At 62.2% G+C, this 13,321-nt stretch carries 10 protein-coding genes; 2 read left to right on the top strand and 8 right to left on the bottom strand.

All coding sequences use genetic code 11. The features are described 5' to 3' along the window. Positions 1 to 248: 248 nt before the first annotated feature. Both J3P91_RS01795 and hutC read right to left on the bottom strand, forming a co-directional pair. Positions 249 to 818 carry a HutD/Ves family protein gene (locus tag J3P91_RS01795; RefSeq protein ID WP_434602565.1) on the bottom strand — a complete coding sequence of 190 codons (570 nt, stop codon included), beginning with the start codon at positions 816 to 818 and terminating at the stop codon, positions 249 to 251. Further along, positions 815 to 1,525: a histidine utilization repressor gene (hutC, locus tag J3P91_RS01790; RefSeq protein ID WP_181291028.1), complete on the bottom strand. Its 711-nt coding sequence runs from the start codon at positions 1,523 to 1,525 to the stop codon at positions 815 to 817. Before hutC ends, J3P91_RS01795 begins: the two co-directional genes overlap by 4 nt. 142 nt (positions 1,526 to 1,667) lie before the next feature. On the opposite strand from hutC, the gene J3P91_RS01785 reads away from it, so the two are divergent. Then, complete coding sequence (locus J3P91_RS01785; RefSeq protein ID WP_434602564.1) at positions 1,668 to 3,032, top strand: formimidoylglutamate deiminase; 1,365 nt, start codon at positions 1,668 to 1,670, stop codon at positions 3,030 to 3,032. Between the two features lie 134 nt (positions 3,033 to 3,166). Here J3P91_RS01785 and J3P91_RS01780 read toward each other — a convergent pair whose 3' ends face one another. Together J3P91_RS01780 and J3P91_RS01775 are read right to left on the bottom strand one after the other, a co-directional pair. Continuing rightward, positions 3,167 to 3,736 (bottom strand): lipocalin family protein, encoded by a 570-nt coding sequence (locus tag J3P91_RS01780; protein ID WP_434570215.1) that lies wholly within the window; start codon positions 3,734 to 3,736, stop codon positions 3,167 to 3,169. Positions 3,737 to 3,779: 43 nt separating this feature from the next. Beyond that, on the bottom strand, positions 3,780 to 4,034 hold the full coding sequence (locus J3P91_RS01775; protein ID WP_092328762.1) for a hypothetical protein: 255 nt from the start codon (positions 4,032 to 4,034) through the stop codon (positions 3,780 to 3,782). 283 nt (positions 4,035 to 4,317) lie between these two features. Here J3P91_RS01775 and J3P91_RS01770 point away from each other — a divergent pair, with 283 nt between their 5' ends. Beyond that, complete coding sequence (locus tag J3P91_RS01770) at positions 4,318 to 6,210, top strand: methyl-accepting chemotaxis protein (protein ID WP_434602563.1); 1,893 nt, start codon at positions 4,318 to 4,320, stop codon at positions 6,208 to 6,210. A 120-nt stretch (positions 6,211 to 6,330) separates the two neighbouring features. Here the strand turns inward: J3P91_RS01770 and J3P91_RS01765 are convergent, their stop codons facing one another. The 4 genes from J3P91_RS01765 to J3P91_RS01750 all read right to left on the bottom strand — a co-directional run bounded on the left by J3P91_RS01765 (position 6,331) and on the right by J3P91_RS01750 (position 13,166). Next, positions 6,331 to 6,927 (bottom strand): DUF924 family protein, encoded by a 597-nt coding sequence (locus J3P91_RS01765; protein WP_434602562.1) that lies wholly within the window; start codon positions 6,925 to 6,927, stop codon positions 6,331 to 6,333. Between the two features lie 3 nt (positions 6,928 to 6,930). Further along, a complete protein-coding gene (locus J3P91_RS01760; protein ID WP_107323045.1) occupies positions 6,931 to 7,941 on the bottom strand; it encodes a class 1 fructose-bisphosphatase in 1,011 nt (336 codons plus the stop codon). Between the two features lie 234 nt (positions 7,942 to 8,175). Then, positions 8,176 to 9,492, bottom strand: a complete 1,317-nt coding sequence (locus tag J3P91_RS01755) for a DUF3999 domain-containing protein (protein WP_434604966.1) — start codon at positions 9,490 to 9,492, stop codon at positions 8,176 to 8,178. Between the two features lie 50 nt (positions 9,493 to 9,542). Next, entirely contained in the window at positions 9,543 to 13,166 is a 3,624-nt protein-coding gene (locus J3P91_RS01750; protein ID WP_434602561.1) for a DUF2339 domain-containing protein, read from the bottom strand. Positions 13,167 to 13,321 lie beyond the last annotated feature (155 nt).

The following is a 13,321-nucleotide window of genomic DNA, read 5'->3' as shown; positions in this document are numbered from 1 at the left end:
AAATTTTTCAGAAGGGTTTTGGAGGGGGAAGTCGGAGGGGCACAAAAGCGTGGTATTGCGCCACGCTGGGGCGTTCGGTAACAAGTTGGTGCGCATGGAGGGAACAATTAGGTGAGCTTTTGTGGCGAGGGAGCTTGCTCCCGCTGGGCCGGTCCGACGCCTCGGGTGAAGCAGACCTAAAAAACAGGGCCGCTGCGCGCCCCAGCGGGAGCAAGCTCCCTCGCCACAACAGCGTTTTCGCCGGATTTTTAGTGGGCCGTCAGCTCAATCACGCAGCACTGACCGTGAATGGAGACATCCACCAGTGCGGTGTTACCGCTCAGTTGCAGACAATCGTAAAGCCCCAAGTCAACGGTGGACTCCCCGATCTTGATAGCCAACCCCGGAGCCGCACTGAACACCAACACCGTCCCCGCCTCGCTGAAAAACCGCTGCTGGCCGCCCAACCATTGCAATCGTGCACGGTAACGCTGTGGCGCGTAGATCAGGTTGAAGTCACGAATCGGCCCGCCCAGCAATGTGCATTGCACGTGGCTCTCACCGCTGAACGCAAACGGGTCCAGCGAATGCAGAGGCCGCGTGGCCTGGCCATCGACGTTAAGCGTCATCCCATCACCCTGCAAGACCGTGATGATCCGCTCGTAGCCCGCGAAGGTGGAGAAACCACCGGACTCACCAATATCGGCAATCGACAGGCGCCAGCCGAAACCTTCCAGGCCGGTGCCTGCATCGCGGGTGATTTCTTCGGTGCTGCCACCGCCGTTTTTCCACGGCATGCGTGGGTAGTCGGCGGCGCGTAAAACCTTCAGCTGGCTCATTTGTGAAAGCGTCCTTCCAGGCTATGGCGGGAGCCCGGATGGATCAAGCGCGCAGCGGTCACCGGCTGGCGCCCGGACCAGGTGCGGCGACGAATCAACAGGCACGGCTCGCCCCTTTCGATCTGCAGCAACTTGCATTCGCTCGGCTCGGCCAGGATGGCTTCCACCACGTGCTCGCCTTCGGTCAGCGGCGCGACCTGATTCAGATAGGCGTAGGGCGTCTGGAGGGTGAAGTCTTGCTTGAGATACTCGGGCGCCACCAGCGCGTTGACGAAACGGTCCTCGATTTGCACGGGGATGTCGTTCTCGAAATGCACGATCAACGAGTGAAAGACCTTCTGGCCTTCGCGCATGTCCAGGGCCAACGCGCGCTCGGAACCTGCAGCCTCTTCTTCGAGGGTAATCACCTTGCAGGTATGACGATGACCCCGGGAGGCGATTTCATCGGCGATGTTGTGTACTTCGAACAACGCGGACTGGCTCTTGGGCTCGGCGACGAACGTGCCGACCCCCTGCATGCGCACCAACAGGCCATCGGCGGTCATCTCCCGCAGGGCACGGTTGATGGTCATGCGGCTGAAGCCCAACTGACTGACCAGTTCGCTTTCCGACGGCACGCGGTAGTGCGGCGGCCAGTTTCCACTGTCGATCTGCTGGGTAATCATCTGTTTGACGCGGGCGTACAAGGGCGCCGGACTGTCACCCATGGTTGCGGCCAGCGGCGGTTTGGCAGGCGGAGTCGGCACGGCGGTTCCCTGTTCTGCAAATTAGGTGGCTAGCTTGCCGGAGTTTACCGGCCAGGCAAACGTCTGTATATGTATATACAAATTTCACAAATGAGGGTCAACCATGTCCGCCTTCTTTGCCGAACGCGCGCTGCTGCCTAGTGGATGGGCCAATGATGTACGTCTTGAGGTCGATGCCAACGGCATCCTGACCCACATCCAGGCCGACGCCCACGCAGACGGCGCCGAACGACTGGACGGCCCGCTCTTGCCAGGCATGCCGAACCTGCATTCCCATGCTTTCCAGCGGGCCATGGCCGGACTGGCTGAGGTGGCCGGCAACCCCAACGACAGCTTCTGGACATGGCGTGACCTGATGTACCGCCTCGTCGGGAAAATCAGCCCCGGGCAACTCGGCATTATCGCCCGCCAGCTGTACATCGAAATGCTCAAGGCCGGCTACACCTCGGTCGCCGAGTTCCATTACGTGCACCATGACCTCGACGGCGCGCCCTACGCTGACCCGGCCGAACTGGCGCTGCGCATCAGCCACGCCGCCAGCGCCGCCGGCATCGGCCTGACGTTGCTGCCGGTGCTCTACAGCCATTCCGGCTTCGGCGGCCAGGCGCCCAACGAGGGGCAGCGCCGGTTCATCAACAGCACCGAAAACTACCTGAAGCTTCAGGAGCGCTTGCAACCTGTCCTGGCCGGGCAAGCCAATCAGGCGCTGGGCTTGTGTTTCCACTCCTTGCGCGCCGTGACGCCCGGACAGATCAAGGACGTACTGGCCGCCAGCGATCCGCATTGCCCGGTGCACATCCACATCGCCGAACAGCAAAAGGAAGTCGACGATTGCCTGAGCTGGAGTGGCGCGCGGCCGCTGGAGTGGCTGTACGGAAATACCGAAGTCGACCAGCGCTGGTGCCTGGTTCACGCAACGCACGCCAACCCCCAGGAAGTCAGCCTCATGGCCAGGAGCCGGGCGATTGCCGGGTTGTGCCTGACCACTGAAGCCAATCTTGGCGACGGGATTTTCCCGGCCGTGGACTTCCTCGCCCAAGGTGGGCGGATGGGCATCGGTTCCGACAGCCATGTGTCGTTGAGTGTGGTGGAAGAGTTGCGTTGGCTGGAATACGGCCAGCGTTTGCGAGACCAGCGGCGCAACCGGTTGTATCGAACAGACCAACCGATGGTCGGGCGCACGCTGTATGACGCCGCGCTGGACGGTGGCGCCCAGGCCCTGGGACAACCCATCGGTGCTTTCGCAGTAGGCAAGCGCGCCGATTGGCTGGTGCTGGATGGCAACGATCCGTACCTGGCCACGGCCAACGGCGACGGTATTCTCAATCGTTGGCTGTTCGCCGGTGGCGATCGCCAGGTGCGGGATGTGATGGTGGGTGGCAAGTGGGTGGTGCGTGATGGGCGCCATGCCGGCGAAGAGGAAAGCGCACGGGCGTTCACCCAGGTGTTGCGCGAGCTGCTGGGCTGATCCCAAAAATCATCAGGCAGATACCAATGTGGGAGCGAGCTTGCTCGCGATAGCGGACTTTCAATCAACATCCATGTTGAAGGTAAGGGCCTCATCGCGAGCAAGCTCGCTCCCACATGGTATTCGGGAGTCAGTCAGTCCGAAGTCTTCGCCATCTGCCGGTCCGATGCGCGCCAGACCAACCGCGTCGTGTCATAGCCCTGCTGGCGGGCCTTGCTCAGCAGTTCTTCACGCACATCCACCTTCACTGTCGGCGTGCGGGAGAGCAACCACATGTAGCGCCGGCTCGGGTCGCCGACGATGGCGGTCTTGTAGTCATCGCTGACGTACAACACCCAATATTCCCCTTTTGCCACGCCCGGCAGGATCCGCGAGAACCAGGTATCGAATTCGACCCAGAGCTTGTCGGTTTTACCCGGCACTTGCGGGTAAGCCGTGCCCCTGGCCTCTTCCCATTTCCAGTCGGAGGTCAGGCAGCGGTTGAATACGTCCATGTTGCCGTCAGGCTTGAGGGTGTAATGCGCTTCGGATTGCGCGCAGTTGCGCTGGAAGTACATCGGCAGGCGGGCCAGTTCGTACCAGGTCCCTTGGTACCGCTTGAGATTGACGCTGTTGACTGTCTTGGGCGCCAACGGGTCTACGCCAGAAGAGGCACAGCCGGCCAATACCAGGCCAGCCAAAAGCACAAAAACTAACCGCATCATTATTTTTTTCTCCCGTGGGCGCTTGGCCCCGGTTTACTTCAGGTTACTTCAGGCCTTGGCCGGAAAACATCAACACTTTGTCACCGGCATACTGCACGCTGATAAAGCTTTTCTGGTCGCCCCAGGTGCAGCTGGACATGCCGAGCGCGCCCGAACAATCAGTCGGTTTCCCCAGTAACGTTTCGACTTCGGCCTTGGGCATGCCAGCCGACAGCTTCGAATAGTTTTCCTGGTTGACCTTGCTGCATGCGGTCAAGACGACGCACACAAACAGCAGGGCGATGGATCGCAGCGACATGGTGTAACTCCTGGAGCAGAAGGGAGGTGGCAGGGTGCCAACCTGATCCTTAGAAGAGAAAACCCCTGTCTGGTTCCCTCGTGCCCCTGGTATTTATTGGCTATGCAGCGGTGTTTCATCGGAAATCAACCGGTTTGTGACGCGGTCGTGCCTTTCGTCGGGATCGCCCCCTCCACGCCTGATGGGACGGGCTTTTGCGCCGATAAAAAGTAACAGCGCAAAATCTTGCACTATGGCAAATTGGCAGCCCTTCCTGACCCGTCCCTACGCGGTAGCGTTCTTAATGACCAGAAACATGAAATTCAGCCACAAAATCCTGCTGGCTGCCGCCCTTGTGGTGGCCGTCGCATTCGCCTGTTTCATCCTGTTCAACGACTATCGTCAACGACAAAGTCTCAACACCAGCACCGAGACGTCCATGCAGGAACTCGGCAACCTGACCAGTCGCAATATCCAGACATGGGTCGAAGGCCGAATCCAATTGCTGCAATCGCTGGCCCAGCAAATAGCCATCGACGGAAACAGTGCCGAGAGCCTGAAGCGCGCCGTGGGCCTGCCCGCCTACACCGGCAATTTCCAGCTCAGCTATTTCGGCGGTACCGACGGTGTGATGTTCTCGATACCAGCCGGTAATCGTGCCGCCGACTATGACCCGCGCGCCCGTGGCTGGTACAAGGCCGCCAATAGCGCCCAGCAGACCATCGTCACCGAGCCCTACATCGCTGCCTCGTCGGGCAAGCTGGTGATCACCGTTGCTACGCCGGTACAGCGTCAGAACCAGATGATCGGCGTGGCTGGCGCAGATATCGATCTGTCGAGCGTCAGCGCCATCATCAACTCGCTGAACTTCGGCGGCCATGGTCATGCGTTCATCGTCAGCGGCGACGGCAAGATCCTGATCCACCCCGACAGCAAGCGTGTCCTCAAGACGCTTGCCGAGGCCTACCCCAACGGCGCACCGCAAATCGGCCCGGGCCTGAAGGAAGTCGAGCTCGACGGCAAGACTCAATTCATCTCCTTTACCCAGGTCAATGGCGTACCCGGTGCCAACTGGTACGTGGCGCTGGTGCTCGATAAAGACACCGCCCTGGCGATGCTCAGTGAGTTTCGCACCTCGGCGCTGATCGCCATGGTCATTGCCGTGGTGTTCATCATTGCCCTCCTGGGCATGCTGATCCGAGTGCTGATGCAACCGCTGCTGACCATGGGCCGCGCGATGCACGATATCGCCGAAGGCGAAGGCGACCTGACCCGCCGCCTGACCATTCATGGCCAGGACGAATTCGGCGCGCTGGGCACCTCGTTCAACCGCTTCGTCGAGCGTATCCATACCTCGATCCGCGAAGTGGCATCGGCGACCGGCCAGGTCAACGAAGTCGCCCTGCGGGTGGTCAGCGCGTCCAACTCGTCGATGTACAACTCCGACCAGCAGGCGTCGCGGACCAGCAGCGTGGCCGCGGCCATCAACCAGCTCGGCGCCGCCGCCCAGGAAATCGCCCAGAACGCCGCCCTCGCCTCGCAACATTCCAGCGAGGCCCGCAGCCTGGCCGAAGATGGCCAGCAAGTGGTGGATAAAACCATCACGGCGATGCAGCAGCTGTCGGCCAAGATCAGCGATTCGTGCGGCAACATCGAAACCCTGAACAGCAACACGGTGAACATCGGCCAGATCCTGGAAGTGATCACCAGCATTTCCCAGCAGACCAACCTGCTCGCCTTGAACGCTGCCATCGAAGCCGCCCGCGCCGGGGAAGCCGGTCGCGGTTTCGCGGTGGTTGCCGATGAAGTGCGCAACCTGGCCCACCGTACCCAGGATTCGGCGCAGCAAGTGCAGAAGATGATCGAAGAGTTGCAGGTCGGCGCGCGGGAAGCGGTGCTGACCATGACCGACAGCCAGCGTCAGAGCGAAAGCAGCGTCGGCATCGCCAACCAGGCGGGCGAACGCCTGGGCAGCGTGACCCAGCGCATCGGCGAAATCGACGGCATGAACCAGTCCGTAGCGACCGCCACCGAAGAACAGACCGCCGTGGTGGAATCGATCAACGTCGACATCAACGAGATCAACACGCTAAACCAGGAAGGCGTGGAAAACCTGCAGGCCACCTTGCGTGCCTGTTCCGACCTGGAACAGCAGGCGGCGCGGTTGAAGCAATTGGTGGGTAGTTTCAGGATCTGATTTCTTGCGGGCCCCTTCGCGAGCAGGCTCGCTCCCACAGTTGACTGAGTTCTATCAGAGAGACGCGATCGACTGTGGGAGCGAGCCTGCTCGCGATGGCAATAGCGGCCACAACACAATTTAGAATCTGGACCCAGGCCTCTTCAGGAATTCCAGCTCCTCAGCCGTAGACTCTCGCCCCAACACCGCATTGCGATGGGGAAAGCGGCCAAACCGCGCAATGATCTTCTGATGCCGTTCGGCATAATCCAGGTTGTCCTCAAACACCGCACGCTGCGCCTCGGGCTGTTCTCGAACCAACTCGATGAACCGCGACACGGCTTCGTTCTGTACCGCGAGGTTTTCGCAGTGTTCGAGTACCAGATAAATGAATACGCGCTGGACAGGCTTGAGTTGCCGGTCGAAACCCGCCGCCAGTCCCTGTGCTACCAGCGCTTGGGCACGCAGATCGCCGGAAAAACTTCTGGGGGTGTCGCGAAAGATCATCCGCGGAAGTTGATCGAGTAACAGCACCAACGCCAGCCAACCTTCCGGGCGTTGCGCCCATTCGGTCAATCCGCCGGCCAGTGCCTGCTCGACCTGATCGCCGAAGCGCTCTTGCGCCTGGCGATCATGGCCTTTGCCGAACCACAGCTTGCCCTTGTCAGCCGCGATGTCATCGGGTGATTCGGCTGAACCGAACCACCAATCGAGCAACGGCTGCCAGGGCTCGGCCATGATTTATTCCTTGTGGTAGGCCGTGGCGCGCGCCACTTCTTCCTTCGAGCCGAGGAACACCGCTACGCGCTGGTGCAGGCCTTCAGGCTGGATGTCGAGAATGCGTTGGTGGCCATCGGTGGAAGCGCCACCGGCCTGCTCCACCAGGAACGACATCGGGTTGGCTTCGTACATCAGGCGCAGCTTGCCCGGCTTGGACGGCTCGCGGCTGTCGCGTGGGTACATGAACAGGCCACCACGGGTCAGGATGCGGTGCACATCGGCAACCATCGCGGCGACCCAGCGCATGTTGTAGTTCTTCTTCAGCGGGCCTTCTTCGCCGGCCAGCAACTCGCTGACGTAGCGTTGTACCGGGGCTTCCCAGTGACGCTGGTTGGACATGTTGATGGCGAACTCCTGGGTGGTCTCAGGAATGGTGATGTCTTCGTGGGTCAGGACAAAACTGCCCATCTCGCGATCCAGGGTGAAGCCTTTCACGCCGTCGCCCAGGGTCAGTACCAGCATGGTCTGAGGCCCGTAGATGGCATAGCCGGCGGCGACCTGTTCGGTGCCTGGCTGCAGGAAGGCCTTTTCGTTCAGCGCTTCGTTCTGGCTCAGGTACTCGTTCGGGCAACGCAGTACCGAGAAGATGGTGCCGACCGGCGCGTTGATGTCGATGTTCGACGAGCCGTCCAACGGGTCGAACACCAGCAGGTAGGCACCCTTGGGGTATTTGCCCGGAATCTGGTAGGCATTGTCCATTTCCTCGGACGCCATGCCGGCCAGGTGACCGCCCCACTCGTTGGCTTCGAGCAGGATTTCGTTGGACAGTACGTCGAGCTTCTTCTGCACTTCGCCCTGCACGTTCTCGGTGCCCATGCTGCCCAGGACACCACCCAGCGCGCCCTTGGAGACGGCGTGGCTGATTTCCTTGCACGCACGCGCCACCACTTCGATCAAAAAGCGCAGATCGGCAGGGGTATTGTTGCTGCGGGTCTGCTCAATCAAATAGCGACTCAAGGTAACGCGGGACATGGACGGCTCCGAAGAATAGGGGGCGGAAAACCCGCGCAGTTTAGCGCGAGTCGGGAGTTAATTCCTCCTATGAGACGGGATATGGAGGATTGAGTTCACGGGGTGTCGGTTCGCTTGGGTATTTCTATTGATTGGCAGGACGTCATCGCGAGCAGGCTCGCTCCCACAGTTGACCGAGTTGTTCCGACGAACGCGGTTTATTGTGGGAGCGAGCTTGCTCGCGATGAACACACCTCAGTTCTTGACCGGTGGCTTGCGCAACAGGCTGAACGCCATCGCTGCGAGGAACAGCACACTCAGCAGCAAGACCGCCCACAAGCCGATTTTTTTCCAGTTGGTCTCGACGGGCGCAGGCGTGGTTTCGACTCTCGGGGTCGACGTGGCCGTGCCGTTCACCGTTGCCGTACCCAACGTCGCCAGCCGCGAAGGTTTGTAGTCGGGCACCAGCGTGGTCAATGGCAAACTGGCCGCCTTGACTGTCGAGCTGCCCAGCGCCAGGCGCCAGGGCCCCTCGCCGCGCGCCAGGAACACCACCTGGGTCGGACGCACGGCAAAGCGCAGGGCCGGGGCCTCGGCGCCCAGGCCACCGCCGCGCTCGTCCACCGTCAGCTTCAGTTGTTGAACGGTCTGGCCGGACAGCTGCAGCTGGTTTTGCAACACGTCCTGGCCATTCTGGGTCAGGCGATAGAGCAGACCGCTGCCCATCGGCTGCCAGGGTTGGCTGCTTTCGCGGCGACCGGCCAAGGTCGCCGGCGCCAGGGTGTTGGCCTGGCTCAACTCGATCTGCACCTGTTCGACGTTCAACCCCATGGGTAACTGCCAGGTGTATTCGCCGGCCTTGGTCGTGCCACCGGCCAGCGGCTGCGACCAGACCAACGGCAGTGGCAGGCTTTCGCGGCTGGCGCTTTGCAGCTGGGCCGAGGTCAGCACCGGCGCCGAGGACGGCGAATCCCACAGCAGTCGCAAGTAGCGCGCCGACTGCCCCGGCAAGCTCACCTCATGCTGCTCGACCCGTTCATCGGCAAACGTCAGCCGCGCGATCTGGCCTTCGCCCCACGGCTGCCAGTGCTGCAAGTCGTCGCTGGCTTCGATGGTGAAACGCTGGAAGCCATCGCGCTCGCTGGTCCAGTCGAGGATCAGTTGCTGCAACGGCGCCTTGATCGCGCTGGCGTCCAGCAACCAGCCGCGCAACTCTTCCTCGCCCGCCTCGAGCCGACTGGACGGCTGGACTTCCACCAGCGTGCCGTTGGCGTTCGATTGCACACGCACGCTGGGCGCACGCTCGCTGTCATCGGCGGCGTTGTACAGCGGGAACCATTTCACATCGGTGAGCGTGCGACTTTCGCGGCTCTGCGCCGACTCGCGAACCAATGCGTAGGCCTGGGCCTGGCCCGCCGCGTTGAAGACCCGCAAGTCGCTCAGGTCGGTCTGGCGCGCCTGCAACTGCACGCCCAGCGGCAACGCCAGGCGATACCACGGCCCCTCTCCGCTCAAGGCCAACGGCACCTGATGGGCGAAGTCTTGCGGTTGTTCCTGTGCCGCGGCCGACATGGCCACCCACAATCCCACCACGCCCAGCCCGATTCGACTCAACTTGCGACTCAAGATGACACTCCCTCACTGACAGGCATCGGCGGCTCGGCATCCACGGCCGGCTCCGGGCGTTTGGGCGGCAGCGGCGCAAAGTAGCCGACCACCAATAGCAACACGCCCACGCCGATGAACGACACGATCCGCGCCAGACCACCACGGTTACTCAATTCGACAAAGAACAGCTTGGCCACGACCACCGCAATCAACGCCGCGCCGATCAGCCACACCTCGCGACGATGCCGCAGGTGTCCGCCAATCATCAGGCCCAGGGCGATCAGGGTCCAGACAATGGACAATCCGGCCTGCACGAACATCGATTCAAGCAATGCATCCAGCTCGAACGGGACATCCATCCACTGGTGCGCAGTGCGCATCACCAAGGCGGTGAAGAACGCGAACAGCGACACACCGGCGATCAACTGAGCGACCTGTCCGATCCGACTCCAGCGGTTCGTCGTTTGCTCCACGGCGTTGCGGGCCCATACATAGATACCGAACAAGGCGAACAGCAGACCCAGTTCCAACGGATTGAGCAACGGCACATAAGGCAGCGGCTCCGAGTTGCCATCACTGAAGGTGTTGGTCAGCCAGAACCAACCGAGCATCAACAATGCCATGGGCGCCGCCGCGTAGACGCGGTATTCGCGCGGTTGGGCCGAGACCGGCCACGGCAAGGTACGCGGCGTGGCCATCAGCACCAGGTAGAGGCCTGGCAGGATCGCCCAGGCCAACCACCGCCAGGCATTGTACTGCTCGGACAGCAACAGCAGGCCGTAACGCAACTCCAGCATCAGCACCGCCATCAACAACCAGCAACCGAGCACATGGGCGGTGCTGCGCGCCTGGGCCGGCAGCGTCGCGGCCAGGCGCTTGAGCGACAGGAAATGCACGGCAAATACCGCCAGCCAGGCCAGCCAGCCGAAATCCGCCGCCGGGTGATAACGGCTGTGCCCGATCGCCACCAGCACACAGCCTGCTGCTGGAATCAACAAGGTGCACAGCAATCCCATTGCAGCCCACTTCAAGCGCAGCGCCGCAACGGTCCACACCGCCACACTGGCGGCCGCGACAATCAACAACAAACTGCCCTGCAGGTTCTGCGGGGCAAAGCGCAGCACTTCGCTGACGCACGCCAGCGCCCACCAACCGGCGCCCCAGATCAGCAGCAGCTCGGACAGGCGCTGCAAACTCAAGGCATCGAGTTCCCGCGCCGCGTGCGCCTTTTGCAGACGCCATGCGCCCACCAGCGCAGCAAGCCCCAGCACCAGCGGTGTCCAGAATCCGCTGTGGGCCAAGGGACGCAGATCCTCGGCATCAAGCGAGCCCAGCAGCGCCGGCCCGGCCATCAGGAAAGCCACACCGCCAATCACTTGCAGCAGCAGGCCAAAGACAAAGCTCACGCGCTGCTTCAGGTACAGGCTCAGCCAGATGATCAACAGGCCACTGGCCGCCCACACGCCGCTCGCCGTTTGCCAGGGCAACACGAACAGCACCGCAAGATTGATCAACACCAACCCGGCCAGCAACACCACCGACAAGCCGCGCAGCAAGCGCACATCGTTGCGCACCATGTCGTCGCGCGCCGCCAGCAACATACCGCCGATCAATGCCAGGCCGATCAACGAGGCGCTGAGCAGACCGCTCCAACCAGCGTTGAACACCGCAGCCGAATCGCCTTCAGCGCCTTGCAGTCGCAGCAGGAACAGCGCACCGCCGAGCAGTTGCACGGCGAACGCGGTAAACAGGAAGCTGCGTGATTGCAGGCGCAGGCCGACGAACAGCGTCGCCAGCCCGGCCAGTGCCCAGGCGATGGCAGTACCATGAATAAAGAAAAACAGCGGTGCCAGCAGGTAGAGGAAGCCAAGCCCCAGCACCGCCAGCACGGGTTGCCCGCGCAGCTCCCAACTTGCGGCGTGCCCGGGCTCGGCCTTGCGCAGTTGGTAGAAGCTGAACAGCAAGGCACCACCGAGCATCAACGCGCCCAGCCACGAACCTTCCAGCAGGCTACCTTCGCCGCTATGCAGTTCGCTGACGAAGGCCAGCGCCGACCCCAATTGCAGCAACAGGGCAAAGATTCGCGCAAAAGGTCGCTGCTGACGCAGGCCGAGCCAGAAGATCCCGGCGCCTTCCACCGCCCACGCTGCGGCAGTCCAACGGGCGTCGAGGCCAAGGGGAATCGCCAGGCTGGTGAAAATCACGCCCAGGGCCAGGCAGGTTTCGGCCAGCAATACAGCGCGCCCGCCCATCAATACGCGGGCCAGCCCCATGTAGATCATGCCCAGGGCCAGGGCGCTGAAGGCGGCGGCGAATTCCAGATGCTGCACCAACGCGTACTGCAAGCCGAAGCCCACCAGCGGCGGACCGAACAGCATGCTGCCGTCCACGTAGTCGCCCTTGCGCGCCGACCAGCGCAGCAGCGCTTGACGGCTGTCATCTTCAGGCGCATCGCTCATTTCCAGCAGCTTGCGCCGGGTGAACAGCAACCCGATCGCCAGGTACATCAGGAAGAACACGATGAGGAACGGCTCAGTGCTCCAGAGCAGCTCCGGCGTATAGGAACGCAGGCCCCAGGCGAAACCGATGCCGAAAGTGCCGACAAAGCCGATCAGGTTGAGCAGGCGCCAGGCGCGGAACCAGGCAATCGCGAAGATGCCGGTATTGAGCAGGATGAAATAGCTGAACAGCGCGACATGGTTGCCGCTGCCGGTGGAGGTCAGGATCGGCGCGGCGAAGCCGCCCAGTGCGGCAGCTGCCGCCAGCCCCAGGGCATTCTGGGTAACGGCCAGGATCGCGGAAAACACCGTGACTGCAACCAACAGGCCCAGGGCAGCCTTGGAATCGAGCAGCGGGTGCAGGCGCATGGCAGCGAACACGGTCAGGTATAGCACCGCGATCCCCGTCCCTTGCAACATCAACGCATAGTTGCTGTTGCGATGGCGCAACCACCAGCCCAGGCCCAACAGGCCCAAGGCGCTGACCGCGACGCCGGCGTAACGCAACTCGATCGGCACTACCATGCCTTCAGTGGCGTAGCGCAGCAGGAAGGCCAGGCCGAGGAACAACAGCACCACGCCGACCCGCAGCACGGTGTTGCCGCCAAACAGCCAGTTGCGCGCGCCCGTCCAGGCACGATCGATCAGATTCGGACCGCGAGGCGCCGCCGGCTCGGTAGTCCTCGGTTCCAGGGGCAGAGGTTCGAAGTCGCGGGTTGCGCGCCGACTGGATGTTTCGGGCGCGGGTTTCCAAACGTCATCGGGTAACGGCTGGCTGGCCTGGGCGGCCATCGCGGGGATTGGTTCGAGTTCTGGCGGCAGCTGCCAGATGAGCTCCGGCTCGGTGCGCGCCTCGGGCTTCGCCGCTTGGGCAACGACGATTTCCGGTGCTGGAGCCGGTTCACCCGGTTCGGCCACGTTGCCGCGTTCGAGCACCGCCAGACGCGCTTCCAGCGTGAGCAAGCTGCGTTGGGCATCTTGCAGCAGGATCTGTTGCTTGGCGGCCTGGATACCCAGGCGTCCCAGTCGAAACGACTGGGCGATGCCAAGCCCCACCAGCGCACCGATCAGCGCGTCGGCAAACGACTCTTCCACCACCCAGCCGAGTGCCAGGCCCAACAGTGTCAAAATCCATTGCATATGGTCGATATCCCTAAGCGGCCCGTTGCGGGCATGACCGGGGTGATGTGGGGTCTGGCTCAGTCTAGTGGAAAACCCCGAAACCCTGTGGGAGCGAGCTTGCTCGCGATGGCGGCGTGTCGGGCAATATGAATGTCGCCTGATACACCGCTATC

Source organism: Pseudomonas sp. Z4-7 (genome assembly GCF_051131965.1).
GTDB lineage: Bacteria > Pseudomonadota > Gammaproteobacteria > Pseudomonadales > Pseudomonadaceae > Aquipseudomonas.
Note: the sequence above shows the minus strand (reverse complement) of the source record. Positions and strands in the feature narration are given on the sequence as shown.